Raw genomic sequence first — 16,459 nt, 5'->3', positions numbered from 1 at the left:
TATCCACGGCTCTGTGATTTGCGTCACTTCGCCCACCGATGACCGGATCTGGTTAGTCGGAACATTGCACGGGTACTTGTCGTTGTCATAGACGAATCCCGTGCCCCACCCGAGTTGGCCGGGAACCAAGCACGTTGGGAGAACCCCTATGGCAGAGCGCACCCTCCGGGGCAGCCGAATGGTCTCGCACAGCCTGGAGACGGACGAGCACGTCGTCCCCAGCGAGCGTCAGATCACGGCTTACCTGTGCCCCCAAGGACACCGGACCGAGTTGCCCTTCTCGATCGAAGCAGAGATCCCCCCGACCTGGGAGTGCCGCTGCGGCGCAGACGCACGCCTCGTCGACGGCCCGGAGCCGGAGGTGAAGCAGGTCAAGCACCAGCGCACGCACTGGGACATGCTCCTCGAGCGCCGCTCCATCCCGGAGCTGGAGGAGCTCCTGGAGGAACGGCTCACGCTGCTGCGTGAGTCCCGCGGCGAGAAGCCGCGTCGCAAGCGCACGGCCTGACTCAGGTGCCACCTGACCTAGGCGCCAGCTGACCAGCAATATCGCCGTGGCCGCGTCCCGCTGAGGGCGCGGCCTTCGGCATGTCCGGGTAGCCGACTACGGAGCCGCATGGCCGCAGCTACAGCACCTCCCCCTCGATGACGTCGGGGCCGGTCGTCCCCGGCGCCCTGCCGCCCGAACCAGCACCGCCCGAACCAGCACCGCCCGAACCAGCGCCGCCCCGGCGCGTACGCCCCTGGTCCCGGAGGAGCCTCCTGGCTACGGCGGCCTCCAGTGCCTTGCGAGCGATCGGCCTGGTGAAGGGGAGGATGAAGAAGAAGCCCACGATGTCGCTGAGGAACCCCGGCGTCAGCAGCAGCGTGCCCCCCACCAGCACCAGCGCGGCGTCCGACAGCTGCCGGCTCGGCATCCGGCCGGTGCGCAGCGCCTCGCGCAGCGACGCCCAGGCCCGCGCGCCCTCCCGGCGGACCAGCCAGGCACCGAGCGCGGACTCCAGGAGCAGGAGTCCCAGAGTAGGCCACCCGCCGATGACCTTGCCGACGGCGATGATCACGGCAATCTCCAGGACCGGGACGACCAGGAGAGCGATGAAGACGAAAGCGAGCCAGCGTGGTCGTCGTCGTCGTCGCCGCCGCGGCCGGCCGGCTATACGCGGTGCCACGTCGGTTCCCTGCGGCTGAGCCGGCGCAGCTGTTCGCCGCGGTGCTGCACTCCCCACACCGTGATCCGGCGCAGTGACTCCCGCATGATGTCCCCGCTCATCTTGGAGTTACCGACCTCCCGTTCCACGAACGTGATCGGCACCTCCACCACCCGCATTCCGAGGGCGACGGCCCGCCGGGTGAGGTCTGTCTGGAACGAGTAGCCCTGCGAGGCGACGTCGTGCAGCCCGATGCGGTGCAGAGCCTGGGCGGTGTAGACGCGGAACCCGGCCGTGGCGTCGTGCACCGGCATCCCGAGCAGCACCCGGATATAGAGGTTCCCGCCGACCGACAGCGCCTTGCGGTGCAGCGGCCAGTTGACCACCGAGCCGCCTCGCACCCACCGGGAGCCGATCACCACGTCCGCGTCCGGCAGGGCCTGCAGCAGCGAGGGGAGCTGTTCCGGCTGGTGCGAGCCGTCGGCGTCCATCTCCACGATGGCCCCGTACCCGCGTGCGAGACCCCAGTGGAAGCCCGCCAGGTAGGCCCTGCCCAGGCCCTCCTTGCGAGCGCGGTGCAGGACCTGTACCTGCGAGTCGTCGGCGGCCAGCGCGTCGGCCACCTCCCCCGTTCCGTCGGGTGAGCTGTCGTCCAGTACCAGGATGTCGGCGGTGGGGACCACTGCACGGACTCGGCGGACGACGGCGGGAAGGTTCTCCCGCTCGTTGTAGGTCGGGATGCACACGAGCACCCGGTCGATCTGGTCAGACAACGAGGCTGTCCCTTCGCGGTTGCGCTGCGGCGGTGGTGGTCCGGTCGACCCTAGCGTCCAGGCGCCTCGACCACTGACCCCACAGGATGAGCCCCACGACGGCCAGCGCCACGACATACTGCGGGAGCGCACCGAGCCGGTCCGCCGGCGTGACCTCGGTGCGCACCACCGGGGCCCCGTAGCGCGCGGCAGGCGTGAAGAGCGCGGTCTTGTCGACATAGGACCCGTCCGGGTTGATGAACCCGCTCACGCCGACGGTGGAGACGTGCACGACCGACCGTCCGTGCTCGATGGCCCGGAGCCGGCTGATGGCGAACTGCTGCTCAGACTCCGCCGTGTAGCCGAAGGTGGCGTTGTTGGTCTGCACCGCCAAGATGCTCGCCGCGCGACCGGGCTGCAGGGTCGAGTCGCGCATGAGGTCGTCGTACGCGACCTCGAAGCAGATGGTGGGGATCACCCAGTACGGCCTGGCGCCCGCCACCGGCACCTGGAAACCCCCCGGGCGGTCTCCCTTGGTGAAGTCCCGCGACACGAGGTCGACCTTGTCGCTGAAGTTGCGGAAGAAGGCGCGGTAGGGGATGTACTCAGCGAAGGGCACCGGATGCTGCTTGACGTACCGCTGCGGCTCGAGGTCGCCCGGACGGTAGAACAGGCTCGCGTTGGACACGTATCGGCCGGGGCCGTCGAGCACGGCACCGACGAGGATCGGCGCCTTCACCGTCTCCACTGCGAGCCGGATGTCGGCCCGCGCGTCCAGGTTCTCCAGCGGGTCGATGTCGGAGGAGTTCTCCGGCCAGACCACCAGCGACGGTGCGGGCCTTCGCTGGGCTGCGGCCGCCAGGGTCCCCTGCACGTGGTTGTCGAGCACCTTGCGCCGCTCCGCGTTGAAGTCGAGGCCTGCCCTGGGCACGTTGCCCTGGACGAAGAGCACCGAGACCTTCCGGCCATCCGTGGGGATCGTGGTGGCCACGGCGGCGAGCGCCGGCGCGAGCGCGAGGACGACCAAGGCGAGAGAGAGCGCCGGGAGAGCCCGCGGTGCGGAGGTGCGGGGCCGACCCAGCCGGTGGACGACCTCGCGGACGAGGACGTGCAGGACCACGCCGGTGGAAGCCACTGCGAAGGTGAGTCCTGGCGCGCCCGCGAACCGTGCGAATGGCGCGAGCGGACTGTCGGCCTGGCTGAACGCGAGCCGAGCCCAGGGGAAACCCCCGAACGGCGTGGTGCCGCGCGCCCACTCCTGCAGGACCCAGAGGAGCGGAACAGCGGCGTAGGCGAGCGGTCGGAAGCGGGTGGCGAGCAAAGGCCGCTGCACGATCGACGTCACGCAGCACATCACCGCGATGTACAGGGCCTCGAGAGCGGCCAGCGCCACCCACGGCAGCTTGCCGACATAGACCCCTGACCAGGACAGCGTCGGGAGGAAGAAGCCCAGCCCGTGCGCGAGGCCCAGGAGGAGGGCCAGCCGCCAGCCGGCGCCGACCACCGAGGCAGACAGGAGGGCCACGCCGACGGGCGCCAGCCACCACACGTCATGGGTCGGGAACGCGTACGCGGTGAGGACGCCCGAGATGACCGCGACGACGACGCGCGCGGTCGCCTGGGGCCTCAGCAGGGGTCTCGACACGTGACAACGGTAGGACACGGCACGGCCCGCGCTGCCGTTGGGACCAGCAGGGGGCCGGCCGGCTGTCGGCATCCTGCTGTTGTCTACTAGGCGCGCGGGCCGAGCCGCCGTCCACCACCGCCTCGAACGGCACACCAGATCGGGTCGGACTTCACTGCTGGTAAAGCGGTGGCTGCGCGCGCTAGTCACCGGGCCGTGTGTCCTTCTCCAGCCTGGATGCTCCCCCTCGAGGACGGACGATCGGTAGGACAACCGAGGGCCAACTTACCCCCCGGCGGGACGCTGTCAAGCCGTCCGAGGTGACGGAAATGCGTCACCCGGGGGGTCCTTGTGCTGGGCCAATTCCGTTGCACACCAAGACATCGACGGGTGGTCGGCGTGTCACACACGACACGCCGTGACGCGCTCAGCCCGCGTGGTCCCGTGGTGGCACCACCACGACGCCCCGTGCCGTGGTCGCCACGATCGCGGGCTCCAGCACGTCGGCCCTTGACTCCCCGCGTCCCGGGGCCCCGCGCGCCACCACCCGGAGCTCGAACTCGAGCTCACGGCTGCGAGTGCCTAGCCGGACCAGCCGAGCCTCGATCTCGATGACGTCCCCCGCCCGCACCGGGGCAAGGAACTGGACGTCGGAGTACGACGCGAACAGCCCCTCGTCCCCGTCGGTCAGGATGCACAGCTCGGTCGCCACGTCACCGAAGGCGGCCAGCGAGTAGGCGCCGTCGACGAGGTTGCCCGCGTAGTGCGCGTGGCTGTACGGAACATACCGGCGGTGCGTCACGACCCGTCCGAGCTCTGCCGTCATCGCTGCTTCCTGCCGTCGGGCCCCGAGGGGGCTGCGGCCCCGCCGGGACGTGGGCTGCCGGGCACCGCCGCAGCCGCCGACCTCGTCGTGAGCGCATGGACGAGGTAGCTGGCCACCTCGGCGGGCGTCGTGCCCCGCCCGAAGATCCGGTCCACACCGAGCTTGGGCGCCGAGCCCTCCTCGAACCGGGGGCCTCCCACGACGAGCAGCGGCACCTGCCCGGCCGGGTATGCCTCGCGGAACGCCGCGCTCATGGTCATGGTGTTGTGGAGATGGGCGTCACGCTGGGTGACCACCTGGCTGACCATCACGGCGTCCGCCCTCTCCGCGCGGGCGCGGGCCACCAGCTCGGGGACCAGCACCTGAGCCCCCAGGTTCACCACCCTGATCTCGCGGTAGTACTCCAAGCCCTTCTCCCCCGCGAAGCCCTTGACGTTGAGGATCGCGTCGATGCCCACCGTATGGGCGTCGGTCCCGATGCACGCCCCCACGACGACGAGCTTGCGGCGCAGCCTGGACTTGACCGCCTTGTTGACCTCTGCAGGGCTGAGCAGGGGGAACTCGCGCTCCACGACGGTCACGTCCCGCAGGTCGACGAGGTGCTTGGCGCTGCCGTAGACGACGAAGAAGGTGAAGTCCGGGCCCATGGCCTTGGCGTGCACCACCAGGGCGGGCTCCAGGCCCATCTTGGCAGCGAGCTGACGGGCTGCGCCCTCGGCGCGCTTGTCGTGCGGCACGGGCAGCGTGAAAGAGACCTGCACCATGCCGTCTCCCGTGGTGTCCCCGTACGGGCGGATGATGTCGGGAGTGGACGCGCTCACCGGTCTGAGCCCTCCTCCAGCATCGTCGCGGCAGGGTTGTCGTAGTCTGCGGCGCGCTCGACCACCCCGTCCAGGCCCTTGCCCGCATTCGCCGGGCGCCTCATCAGGCCGAACGTGCCGTCCGCGATGGCCTCGAGGAGCGGCGCGGCGCCCGGTTCCTGCGTGATCCGGGTCAGCAGGTCGACCGCCTCGCCGAGCACCTGACGGGCTCGCGTCTGGATGAACCCGTCGCGCGGAGGATGGAAGTCCTCGGTGAGACCGCCTACGGCGTTGAGCACGTAGCGGACGTTCTGGAGTGCCAGGTCGCGGTCGGAGAGGAACGGCGTCACAACCGCCTCGGTCATCATCCCGACGAGCAGGATGCCCTGCCCCGTCATGGCGCCGACGAGGTTGAAGAAGCCGTCGAGCAGGTAGCCGCGGAAGACGTCCCCCGTCATGTGCTTCGTCGGTGGCATCCACTTCAGGGGCGCCTCGGGGAACAGCTGGCGGGCCAGCAAGGCGTGCGCCAGCTCGATCCGGAAGGAGTCGGGCAGGTCGGGGTTCACCTCGAAGGCGTGCCCGAGGCCCAGCTGCCAGTCCTGCAGCCCGGCCTCCTTGGCGAAGTACTCGTTGAGCAGCTGGCTGACCGTGACGGTATGCGCCGAGTCCACCGCGTCCGCCGTGGTGAGGTAGTTGTCCTCGCCGGTGTTGATGATGATCCCGGCCCGGGCGTGGATCTGCCTGCTGAACCGCTGGTCGACGAACGTGCGGACCGGGTTGATGTCGCGGAAGAGGATCCCGTACATCGAGTCGTTGAGCATCATGTCGAGCCGCTCGAGCCCGGCGAGCGTGGCGATCTCGGGCATGCAGAGCCCCGAGGCGTAGTTGGTCAGCCGGATGTAGCGGCCCAGCTCCTTGGACGTCTCGTCCAGGGCAGCGCGCATGAGCCGGAAGTTCTCCTGCGTGGCGTACGTGCCTGCGTACCCCTCCCGCGTGGCGCCCTCAGGGACGTAGTCGAGGAGCGACTGTCCCGTCGAGCGGATCACGGCGATGACGTCCGCTCCCTCCCGGGCGGCTGCCTGGGCCTGCGGGATGTCCTCGTAGATGTCACCCGTGGCCACGATCAGGTAGATCCAGGGGCGCTGGACGGGGTCGCCGTGGCGCTTGACCAGGCGGTCGCGACGGGCCCGCTGCTTGTCGATGATGCGCAGGCCGCGGCCCACCTCCCGCCGCGCGGCGGAACGGGCGGCCGCAGCCTCCCGCCCCTCAGGGAGCCGCAGGTGCACCGACCCGCTCGCCGCCCTCTGCGCAAGGGTCAACAGGTCGGGGGCTTCGCCCCTGCGCAGCGCGTCGTACACCGGCGGGGTGACGCCGTGCTCCAGGCCGACCTCGGCCCGGACGGCGTCGACGAGATGGTTGACCCAGGGGACGCGGTCGTGGTCCGCGCCGGACAACCCCGCGAGGCGCAGAGTGGCGCGCTCCACGCTCACGGTCGTATGGCTCCGCGCGAGCCTCACGACGGGCGCGCCGGCCTTCCGGGCGAGCGTGCGCGCTCTCCTGACGGTCGCCGGATCGAGGTCCAGCAAGGGTGTGGGTCGCGAGGACACGCGGCAAATCTAGCAGCGCACCAGAAGATTTCCGGCAGACCCGGTCCGACACCGCAAATTCTCGCTCACGGCCTGTGAACGTCCAAGGCGCCGGCGTCGAAGACGGTGCGGCCGCGGACGACGGTACGCAGACACTTCGGTGTGGGTGAGCCCGGCGACAGGTCCGGGAGCCCCGGGGTCCCAGAGCGAGGGTCGGTGCTCCACGTCTGGATCCGGTCGTCCGGCGCCTGCACCACCAGGTCCCCCACCTCCCAGACCGCGATCGTGGCGGGCAGGCCGAGGTCGAGGTACCCCCGGTCGTCGTAGCCCGCCGCTCGCCAGCCGCCGCGGGTGTGGGCCAGGAACGCCGAGCGCGCGGAGACCCTCTGCTCCGGGTCGTGGTGGTTCACGCAGGCGCGCACCGCCTCCCAGGGTGCGAACGGGGTGACGGGCGAATCCGAGCCGAGGGCCAAGGTCATCCCGGCCGCCATCATCGAGGCGAACGGGTTCATCCCGCTGACCCGCTCGGAGCCCAGCCTTTCGGCATACATGCCGTCGTCCCCGCCCCAGAGGGCGTCGAAGGCGGGCTGCACGCTGGCCGTGACGCCGAGCGCCACGAGTCGCGCGATGCCCTCCGTCGAGATCATCTCCACATGCTCGAGGCGGTGCCGTGCCCGCGTCACGACGGGCACCCCCACCATCGCGGCGGCTGCCTCGAAACCCTGGACGACGGTGTCCACCCCGGCGTCGCCGATGACGTGGAAGCCCGCCTGCAGGCCGGCCAGCGAGCATGCCGTGACGTGGTCCCGCACCTCGGCTACTGAGAGGTACCCGTTGCCGGTATGGCCCTCCCGGTCCGCGTACGGTGCGCGCAGGTGTGCGGTTCGCGAACCGATGGAGCCGTCGACGTTGAGGTCGCCGGCGAGCCCACGTGCTCCACGTACGGTGGCGACGTCGCGCGCCTGAGCCTCGTCCGACACCAGCTGCGCCCAGTAGCCGATGGTCTGCGGGGCATCCCCCCGCTGCCCGGCCGCCAGGACCTCTGCGAAGTCGTCCGTCCCGGACAGCGTCCGCCCACCGTTCTCGTGGACCAGCCCGATTCCGGCCGCCGCAGCCGTATGCAGGGCCAGGTCGATGTCGGCCCGGCGCTGCGCGGGCGTGACGGCACCTGTGAACGCCTCTCGTGCCGCGTGGTGGGCGTCCCTGGTGACCAGGCCGTCGCCCTCCCAGCCGGGCAGGTCCCGCGCTCCGCTGGCGGAGGCCAGTGCGGAGGAGATGACCGCGGAGTGGCCGTCCACCCGCGGCGAGTACACGACGCCCCCGTAGGTGGCCCGGTCCAGCTCGCCGGCCGTGTGCGGCCGTCCCTCCGCCCAGCGGCCCTGGTCCCAGTTCGGGGCGTAGACCGGCCGTCCCTGGTGCGCTCGAGCGCCGTCCTCGATGCGGCTGAGGGCCTCGGCGACGCTGCGCGTCTCCCCCAGGTCCACGCCGCGCAGCCCCGCGCCGGTCTGCGACACGTGCGCGTGGGCATCGACGAAGGCCGGTGTGACCAGCGCCCCGTCGAGCTCCACGACCTCGTCGACGGCGTCGACATGCCCCGAGGCCGCGTCGTCACCACCGATCCAGGCGATCGTGCCGGTGGCGTCGTCCACGACGAGGGCGTTGGCGAAGGGGTCGACAGGTGAGTAGACGAAGCCGCCACGGTAGAGAGTGCTCACCGCTCCAGTGTGCCTACGTGGACAGGCGCCCCTCGAACAGGGCCCTCACCGAGGGACTGCCTCGTAGGAGGTCGAGTGCATAGTCGGCGTGCCCGGGGACGTAGCCGTTCCCGACGAGCATCCGCACGTCGGCAGCCACACCTTCGGCTCCGAGCGCGGCCGCCGCGAAGCTGGTGGCCATGGAGAAGAAGACGATGGTGCCGCCCGACGCCGTCGACAGGATGGCGGGCTGCTCGCACCCGGGGACGTCGACGCAGACGACCGTGATGTCGGCCGGTCCTCCGGCGTGAGCCACCGCCTCCGAGAGCCTGAGCGGGTCGCGGGCATCGGCGACGACCACCTTCTCCGCCAGTCCCGTGCCGCGCAGCAGCGCTGCCTCCCCTTCGACAGGCACGACGGCGATCCGTCGACCTGCTCCCGCGTCGGCCGCTGCCGCCAGTGACAGCGAGCCGGACTTGCCGGCGCCACCGAGGACCGCGACGGTCGGGGAGTGTCCGCGAGCGACGTACTCCCCCACCACCCGCGCGACGAGGGCCGGCGCGCCGCAGACGTCCATCACCATGAGGGCGAGCTCGGCGGGGAGGTCTCCGGGAAGGAGAGCGGCGATGGAACGCCCGAAGAGGATCGCGTGTCCGCGTGCCGGAGCGCGTTCGGACCGGCCGTCCCAGCGCGACAGGCGGTCGCTGATGACCAGTGGCGTCAGGGACAGTGAGACGAGGGTCGCGATCCGGTCCCCCGGCGAGAGCCCGAGCGGCGAGCTCGGGCCGACCTCGTCCACCGTTCCGATGAGCATGCCCCCCGACCCGGTGACCGGGTTCTGCAGCTTGCCGCGGGTGGCGACGATCTCCAGGACCTCCGCCCGGACCGCGTCGCCGTCACCGCCGTGCTTGTCGGAGAGCTGACGGTAGGAGGCTGCGTCGAGGTTGAGCGTCTCGACGCTGACCCGCACCTCGTCCGGCCACAGCTGAGGGCGCGCGTCGAGGCGCACCGCCGCCTGCGGGAGACACGCCCCCGCGGGCTCCACCACTCGGTGGAGACCGATGGGCGAGGAAGGAGTGTCCGGCACAGAATCTCCCTGGGTCAGCGATGTGGAGCGAAGAATTTACGGCGGTTTGCGCGGCTGGGCGTAGCCTCTCCCGTATCCTGCCAGTATGAGCGTCGGCATCGAGCAGCCGTATGTCTACCGTCACCGCGAGCTCGTGGAGCCCGACTGGACCCGCTTCCCCGGGTGGCGCACGGTGACGGCTGAGGACTGGGCCAGCGCCCAGTGGCAACGGGCTCACTGCGTCAAGAACGTCAAGCAGCTGCACGAGGTCATGGGCGACCTGCTGGACGACCACTTCTACGCCGACCTCGAGCGCGACCAGGCCGAGCGCGCCACGATGTCGATGCTGCTGCCGCCGCAGATGGTCAACACCATGGTCAGCGAGGGGACGTGGCCCGGTGCTGGCATGCCGGGTGTTGGCGAGGAGTTCACCCGGGCGTTCTACGCCGACCCGGTGCGCCGCTACATGCTCCCGGTCTTCTCCGACCGCAGGACCGACTGGCCCTCGCACCCGCACGCGACGCGCGACAGCCTGCACGAACACGACATGTGGGTCGCCGAAGGCCTCACCCACCGCTACCCGACGAAGGTGCTGGCCGAGCTCCTGTCCACCTGTCCGCAGTACTGCGGCCACTGCACCCGGATGGACCTGGTCGGCAACTCCACCCGGGTCGTCGACAAGCTGAAGCTCGAGGGCCGGCCCGCCGACCGGTACGCGGCCATGCTGGCGTACCTGCACCAGACCCCGCAGGTCCGGGACGTCGTCGTGTCAGGCGGCGACGTGGCCAACGTGCCGTGGCACAACCTCGAAGCGTTCCTCGACAGGCTGCTCGACGTGGAGTCGGTCCGGGACATCCGCCTGGCGACCAAGGCACTCATGGGCCTTCCCCAGCACTGGCTCCAGTCCGACGTCGTCGAAGGGGTGGCACGGGTGGCGGCCAAGGCCCGTTCGCGCGGGGTCTCGCTGGCCATCCACACCCATGTCAACAGCGCCCAGTCCGTCACCCCCCTGGTCGCCCGCGCGGCCCGGACGATGCTGGAGGCGGGGGTGCGGGACGTCAGAAACCAGGGCGTGCTCATGCGGGGCGTCAACGACTCGACGAAGCAGCTGCTCGACCTGTGCTTCGCGCTCCAGGACGACGCCATGGTGACGCCGTACTACTTCTACATGTGCGACATGATCCCGTTCTCCGAGCACTGGCGGTTGTCGCTGGCCGAGGCGCAGCGGTTGCAGCACTCGATCATGGGATACCTGCCGGGCTTCGCGACACCTCGCATCGTCTGCGACGTCCCGTTCGTCGGGAAGCGCTGGGTGCACCAGGTCGACCATTACGACATGGAGCTCGGGATGTCGTTCTGGCGTAAGAACTACCGCACCCAGCTGGAGGCCGCCGATCCTGCGTCGACCGAGCAGGCGTTGTCCCGGGACTACGTGTACTACGACCCCATCCACACCCTGGCCCCGGAGGGCCAGCAGTGGTGGCGTGAGCACGGCGACGAGGACTCCACGCATGCCGAGGCGGTGCGCCGAGCGGCGGCGAGCCGCGAGGCCTCGCTGGTCTGAAGGGGGCCCGACGCAGGGGTGGACGCAGTGTGACGTGGTCGACGTGAGACGCCGCTGTATCGGCTCGGCGCCGTTCGCTAGGTTGCTCCCGTGACTGCTATCGCCCTACCCCGCAAGCGCGTCCTCGCCGACGTCATCCCCGGCGGCCTCGTCCGTGACGCCGCCCTCGTCCTCGGTGGGGCGGCCTTCGTCGGGCTGCTCGCCCAGTTCGCCATCCCGCTCTCGTTCACCCCGGTCCCGCTGACCCTGGGCACCTTCGCCGCTCTGCTGACCGGAGCGTCGCTGGGCTCGGTGCGAGGGCTACTGAGCATCGGCCTCTACCTGGCTGCCGGTATGGCGGGTGTTCCCTGGTTCGCGGGCCACTCGAGCGGCTATGGCTTCCCCTCCTTCGGCTACATCATCGGGTTCGTGCTGGCCGGTGGCCTGGTGGGCTGGCTCGCTCAGCGGGGCGCAGACCGGACTCCGCTCAAGACCGCCGCGACCATGGTGCTGGGCAACGTGGTCATCTACGCGGTGGGCCTGCCTTACCTCATGGCCGCCACCGGGATGGACCTGTCGACCGGGCTTGCCAAGGGCGTCGTGCCGTTCCTGCTCGGCGACGCCATCAAGATCGCCGTGGCCGCCGGACTACTTCCCGCCGCGTGGAAGGTCGTCCAGCGCGTCGAGAAGCGCTGACGCGGAAGGACCGGGCGGGCACGCCGGCGACGGCCGCGCTGATCCGGCTGGGGATCCCGTTCGGGCTGCACCGTTACGCGCACGACCCTGCCGCCGCCTCCTACGGACTGGAGGCCGCTGCCGCACTGTCGGTTCCGCCGGGCCAGGTGTTCAAGACCCTCCTCGTCTCCGGCGAGAGGGGACTCGCGGTGGGCGTCGTCCCGGTCGATCGCCAGCTCGACCTCAAGGCGCTGGCCACCGCGCTGGGACTGAAGAAGGTCGTGATGGCCTCACCCGCAGCCGCCGAGCGCTCCACCGGCTACGTCCTGGGTGGCATCTCCCCGCTGGGTCAGAGAAAGGCGCTGCCCATGGTCGTCCATCGGTCCGTGGAGGAGCTCGAGACGGTGTATGTCTCGGGCGGCCGACGCGGGCTGGACATCTCGCTGTCGCCTGCGGACCTCGTTCGCGCCACGGGAGCCCTGGTCGCGTCGATCGCACGCGACCGTACGAGCGCTGATGGGGCGAGGGGCGACACCTCCTAGAACGCCGGTCGAGACATTTCGCCGAACGGCTCCCTGGACGGACCCGGTCCCCTACGGTTTCCCCACCGCCCCGTGAAGGGGCCACGGCACGAGGGGGACCGGCCGGTGAGGCGACGTCGAGCACCAGTCTTCCTGGCGTCCGGCGTCGCCCTGCTCGTCGCGGGCGCCGCGGCGGGACCGAAGGTCGCGCTGCCGGAGGAGCCTCTGCTGCGGGCCCCCGGCTACCGGGCGCAACCGGTCTACGCCGACAGCGGCCAGCAGTACGACGACGCCCGCTGGCTCGGCGGCGGCGACGTCCCCGGGGGTGCCACGGCTTGGGCTGAGATGGCCCGCTGGGCGCTCGTCGACATTCGGTCCCAGACCAGCCCGAACGGGGCGGTCGCCGCTGGGCCCGGGCGGTCGTGGCAGTACTTCTGGCCGCGCGACGGTTCGTTCGCCGCAGTCGCCCTGGCCCGCAGCGACCACCGGGCCGAGGCCTCGCGGGTGCTGGACAGGCTCAGTGGCCTGGAGTTCGACGACGCGGTCGGCTTCCAGGCGCGGTACGGGCTGGACGGCTCGCCACGGCGGGACCGACCGCGCCAGTCGGACGGTTGTGGGTGGGTGCTCTGGGCGGTCGCCGAGGTGCGCGCCGAGGCCCCTGCCGCGGTGCCGCCGTCAGCGGACAGGCTCCGGGACCGCTGTGTCGCGACGCTGACACGGCTTGTCGCCCAGGGGCATCGGCTTCCTCCTGCGTCACCCGACTACTGGGAGGTGGCGGTCGACCGCACGACTCTCGGCACGGTTGCGCCGATGGTCGCCGGTCTGCTGGCCGCCTCACGCGACTACAGCCTGACCGGCGATGCCCGCGCGGCGCGGCGTACTCGTGAGGTCGGTGACGCGTTGGCCGCCGTGGTGGTGCGGGGCTTCGGACCGCGCTTCGAGCGGTTCGGTGACACCGGAGGGCTCGACGCAGCCGTCCTCCTGCTCCTGCCGCCGTTCCTGCCCGCCGGGGAGCTGCCCGCCGACTCCGGGGCCGCTCTGGACTCAGCGGTTCACAGGTATGCACGGGAGGCACTCCAACCCGCCGGCGGGCTCGCCCCGGGCGTGGACTGGGTGAAGCACGACGGGTCCTCCTGGACGCCCGAGACGGCGCTGCTGGCCCTCACCGCAGCCGCCACGGGTCATCGCGAGCGCGCCGGCGACCTCCTCGACTGGCTGGACGCGCACCGTACCTCGTACGGGTCCCTGCCGGAGAAGGTGACGCGTACCGGGAGACCTGCCGGACCCGCACCGCTCATCTGGACCGCCTCCCTGGTCGTCCTCACGCTGTCGGAGCTCGAGAGGCACTGACTCGGCTCGGGCACTGATGCGACTCGGGAGGCAGCGCCGCAGCACGGCACTCGCTACGCCGTCCGAGAGGCCCTACGCGGCACGAGCGGGGCCGGTCATTCCCAGGGCGTCGAGAGCACCACGGTGGTGCGTGTGGCGACGTTGGCCGTGGCACGGACCCGGGCAAGAAGGTCCTCGAGGTCGCCGGGAGTGCGCACCCGCGCCTTGAGGATGTAGTTCTCCTCCCCCGCCACGGAGTGGCAGGCCTCGAGCTCGGTGATGCCGCGCAACCGCTCGGGAATGTCGTCCGGAGCTGCCGGGTCCAACGGGGTGATGGAGATGAACGCGGTGAGCGGCAGGCCGAGCTCGGCGTAGTCCACCAGCGCCGCATACCCCTTCAGGACGCCCCGCTCCTCGAGCCGGCGCACGCGCTGGTGCACCGCCGACGTCGACAGACCCATCGCCTTGCCGAGGTCGGTGTAGCTCATCCTGCCGTCGGTGCGCAGCAGGGTGACGATCCGTCGGTCGAGGTCTTCCACCGCCCCAGCCTACTGAGCACCCTGCCGCCGATGGCAGCATGTCCGCCATGACCTCCGCCGCCGCCGGACGACTGATGCTCTTGGACTCGGCCTCGCTGTACTTCCGCGCGTTCTTCGGCGTACCGGACCAGCGCAAGGACCCCTCGGAGCCACCGACGAACGCCCTGCGGGGCTTCCTGGACATGATCGCCTCGTTGCTGACGACCCATCAGCCGACGCACTTCGTGGCCTGCTGGGACAACGACTGGCGACCCCAGTTCCGCGTGGACGCCATCCCGACGTACAAGACTCACCGGTTGATCGACGGCTCGCTGGAGGAGGAGCAGACTCCCGACTACCTGGCGCCTCAGGTCCCCGTCATCCGTGACGCGCTCCAGGCGTTGGGACTGGTACGCCTGGGTGCCGACGGCTACGAGGCGGACGACGTCATCGGTACTCTCACGGCTCGGCACAAGGGCGCGATGGCCGTCGACGTGGTCACCGGCGACCGGGATCTCTTCCAGCTCGTCGACGACGCGGCCCAGGTCAGGATCATCTACACCGCGCGCGGCGGGGTCCGGGACTCCGACCTGGTCGACGAGGCCTTCCTTCGCACCAAGTACGGGGTCGCGAACGGGCCCGCGTACGCCGATATGGCGGTGCTGCGCGGCGACGCCAGCGACGGGCTGCCCGGCGTCGCCGGTATCGGCGAGAAGACCGCGGCCAAGCTCATCGAGCGCTATGGGTCCTTGAACGCCTTGCGAGCCGCCCTGGCCGACGGTGACCCGGAGCTCAAGGGTGCCCAGCGCGCACGCCTCGAGGCGGGTGCGGCATACCTCGAAGTGGCGCCGAAGGTGGTGGAGGTGGCCCCGGACGCTCCCGTCCCAGACGTCGACCTGGCATTGCCCACGGAGGTCGCCGACCCCGTCCTGTTGAGCCGGATCGCGAGTGAGTTCGGGGTGACGAGCTCGTTCAACCGGGTGCTCTCCGCTCTTCGTCTCGAATGAGTCGCCGCCGGGCGACGTCGAGAGTCGAGCAGCGGCGGTGCCGTGGAGTCGTACACCTGCCCCGCGGGCGTCGTCACGCGGACCCGGTGGCGCCGCTGTCCTGACAACCCGTCGTCGAGCACCTCCGCGCCCCAGCCTGGCGACTCCTTGGTCTGGTTACAGGAAGCGCACAGAGCTTGGCCGTTCGCGGCATCCGTGTGACCTCCTCGAGCGGCAGCCACGATGTGGTCGCTGTGCCGCACAGGTGCGTCGCACCAGGGCGTCCTGCACGTCTTGTCGCGCGCGGCCAGGAACCGGCTGAGCGCCCTCGGAAAGAGCCGACGCCGGCTCTCCAGGGAGACCAGCCGCGTTCCGTCGCCGGTGGTGAACAGCCGGCGGACCCAGATCGACGCCCCAGCCTCGGCGCTCTCCGCCAGCAGCGCGCGAGCGGTCCTCCCGGTCAGCGCGGCTCGCCCGACCAGCTCCGCAGGCTCGTCGCCCGCCGCCGTCAGAGTCTCGACCGGTATGACCACCCGCACCTCGATCGGAACAGCCCCGGCGCTGGACTGGCCGGTCACGCGCTCCACGAGGGTGTCGGCCATGATCTGTCCGCGACCTCGCGGGTCTCCAGCGGCGACCCGCTCCCGGGCGTGCCGGTCCAGCGCTGCATAGGCCGCCACTCCCTGCGCCACCGGCAGGAGTCCGGAAAGGTAGGTCATCGTGTCCGGTGCCGGGCGTAGGGAGACGAACCGGTCGTTGGCGGCCGCGGCGGTGCGGCGCGCCACAGACTCCGCGTCGAGCTGGGCTGCTAGGCCTCGCGCGGCGCGCATCACCTGGCCGTCCGACATGGTCGGCAGCTCGTCAGCCAGGCGGCGGTCCACCTCGCCGCGGTCCTCAACGCAGAGCGAGGCCGTCTCGCGGCACAGAATGGTGGCGCGCCACTCGCTCACCCGCCCCACGCTCAGGTGGGCCATCGTCTCCGGCATCTCGCGGACCATGGACTTGGCGAAGCCCAGGTGTCGCGATCCCCGGTGCGCGGACTCATGTCGCGCCAAGGCGATCTGGGCTGAGATGCCACGCCCTATCTCTCGACGTGGCACGCCCTGCTCGGCCTGCCGCTCTCGCTGTGAGGAGTCGAAGGCCACCGCTAGGCGCGCCTGCACCGCCGCACTGGCCGCTTTCAGCTCTTCCAGGGCGCTGATCAGCTCCATCCGGTCGCCGTCGGGCATGCGGGTGGAGGAGCTGGACAGCGCGCCGATCGCACCACGCACGACGGCCGCCCTCAATGGCTCTTCCCCCCGGTCGAACATATGTTCACCCTACCGGGAGGCCCCGACATCCCCCCTGGAGGCGCGGGCCGAGGACCGGGACGCTGCCATCGTTCCTGCCGT

Annotated in this window: 15 protein-coding genes and 1 pseudogene; 6 read left to right on the top strand and 10 right to left on the bottom strand. The window is 70.8% G+C overall.

Translation table 11 applies throughout. The features are described from left to right. Positions 1-148: 148 nt before the first annotated feature. Complete coding sequence (locus PHA84_RS10470) at positions 149-508, top strand: RNA polymerase-binding protein RbpA (protein ID WP_270888046.1); 360 nt, start codon at positions 149-151, stop codon at positions 506-508. Between the two features lie 118 nt (positions 509-626). Here PHA84_RS10470 and PHA84_RS10465 read toward each other — a convergent pair whose 3' ends face one another. From PHA84_RS10465 to PHA84_RS10430, 8 genes are all read right to left on the bottom strand, one after another. Further along, positions 627-1,169 (bottom strand): FxsA family protein, encoded by a 543-nt coding sequence (locus tag PHA84_RS10465; RefSeq protein ID WP_270888045.1) that lies wholly within the window; start codon positions 1,167-1,169, stop codon positions 627-629. After that, a complete protein-coding gene (locus PHA84_RS10460) occupies positions 1,154-1,921 on the bottom strand; it encodes a polyprenol monophosphomannose synthase (protein ID WP_270888044.1) in 768 nt (255 codons plus the stop codon). The genes PHA84_RS10465 and PHA84_RS10460 overlap by 16 nt, the downstream gene beginning before the upstream one ends. Continuing rightward, a complete protein-coding gene (lnt, locus tag PHA84_RS10455; RefSeq protein ID WP_270888043.1) occupies positions 1,914-3,545 on the bottom strand; it encodes an apolipoprotein N-acyltransferase in 1,632 nt (543 codons plus the stop codon). The genes PHA84_RS10460 and lnt overlap by 8 nt, the downstream gene beginning before the upstream one ends. 406 nt (positions 3,546-3,951) lie before the next feature. Beyond that, the gene (locus tag PHA84_RS10450) at positions 3,952-4,350 is read right to left on the bottom strand and encodes a hotdog domain-containing protein (RefSeq protein ID WP_270888042.1); all 399 of its coding nucleotides are present in this window, start codon (positions 4,348-4,350) and stop codon (positions 3,952-3,954) included. Next, positions 4,347-5,171, bottom strand: coding sequence for an OAM dimerization domain-containing protein (locus PHA84_RS10445; RefSeq protein WP_270888041.1), 825 nt, complete (start codon positions 5,169-5,171; stop codon positions 4,347-4,349). The genes PHA84_RS10450 and PHA84_RS10445 overlap by 4 nt, the downstream gene beginning before the upstream one ends. Beyond that, positions 5,168-6,757: a lysine 5,6-aminomutase subunit alpha gene (locus PHA84_RS10440; RefSeq protein ID WP_270888040.1), complete on the bottom strand. Its 1,590-nt coding sequence runs from the start codon at positions 6,755-6,757 to the stop codon at positions 5,168-5,170. Before PHA84_RS10440 ends, PHA84_RS10445 begins: the two co-directional genes overlap by 4 nt. A gap of 65 nt (positions 6,758-6,822) precedes the next feature. Beyond that, entirely contained in the window at positions 6,823-8,451 is a 1,629-nt protein-coding gene (locus tag PHA84_RS10435) for an amidohydrolase (protein ID WP_270888039.1), read from the bottom strand. A gap of 13 nt (positions 8,452-8,464) precedes the next feature. Then, on the bottom strand, positions 8,465-9,517 hold the full coding sequence (locus PHA84_RS10430) for an L-erythro-3,5-diaminohexanoate dehydrogenase (protein ID WP_270888038.1): 1,053 nt from the start codon (positions 9,515-9,517) through the stop codon (positions 8,465-8,467). Positions 9,518-9,602: 85 nt separating this feature from the next. Here PHA84_RS10430 and PHA84_RS10425 point away from each other — a divergent pair, with 85 nt between their 5' ends. The 4 genes from PHA84_RS10425 (at position 9,603) to PHA84_RS10410 (ending at position 13,585) form a co-directional block, all read left to right on the top strand. Beyond that, positions 9,603-11,060: a KamA family radical SAM protein gene (locus PHA84_RS10425; protein WP_270888037.1), complete on the top strand. Its 1,458-nt coding sequence runs from the start codon at positions 9,603-9,605 to the stop codon at positions 11,058-11,060. A 90-nt stretch (positions 11,061-11,150) separates the two neighbouring features. Then, positions 11,151-11,735, top strand: coding sequence for a biotin transporter BioY (locus tag PHA84_RS10420; RefSeq protein ID WP_270888036.1), 585 nt, complete (start codon positions 11,151-11,153; stop codon positions 11,733-11,735). After that, positions 11,732-12,256, top strand: a complete 525-nt coding sequence (gene ybaK / locus PHA84_RS10415; RefSeq protein WP_270888340.1) for a Cys-tRNA(Pro) deacylase — start codon at positions 11,732-11,734, stop codon at positions 12,254-12,256. Before PHA84_RS10420 ends, ybaK begins: the two co-directional genes overlap by 4 nt. 105 nt (positions 12,257-12,361) lie before the next feature. Further along, complete coding sequence (locus PHA84_RS10410; protein ID WP_270888035.1) at positions 12,362-13,585, top strand: glycoside hydrolase family 15; 1,224 nt, start codon at positions 12,362-12,364, stop codon at positions 13,583-13,585. A 95-nt stretch (positions 13,586-13,680) separates the two neighbouring features. Here PHA84_RS10410 and PHA84_RS10405 read toward each other — a convergent pair whose 3' ends face one another. Further along, entirely contained in the window at positions 13,681-14,103 is a 423-nt protein-coding gene (locus PHA84_RS10405) for an Lrp/AsnC family transcriptional regulator (RefSeq protein ID WP_270888034.1), read from the bottom strand. Between the two features lie 47 nt (positions 14,104-14,150). Between PHA84_RS10405 and PHA84_RS10400 the strand changes: the two genes are divergently transcribed. Further along, positions 14,151-15,089, top strand: coding sequence for a 5'-3' exonuclease (locus PHA84_RS10400; RefSeq protein WP_270888033.1), 939 nt, complete (start codon positions 14,151-14,153; stop codon positions 15,087-15,089). Between the two features lie 155 nt (positions 15,090-15,244). On the opposite strand, the pseudogene PHA84_RS10395 reads toward PHA84_RS10400, so the two are convergent. Beyond that, positions 15,245-16,279, bottom strand: a pseudogene (locus PHA84_RS10395) (DUF222 domain-containing protein); the annotation flags it as partial. Between the last annotated feature and the right edge of the window lie 180 nt (positions 16,280-16,459).

The organism is Pedococcus sp. 5OH_020 (assembly GCF_027812955.1).
GTDB lineage: Bacteria > Actinomycetota > Actinomycetes > Actinomycetales > Dermatophilaceae > Pedococcus.
The sequence above is the reverse complement of the archived record's forward strand: the minus strand, read 5'-3'. Positions and strand labels throughout refer to the sequence as shown.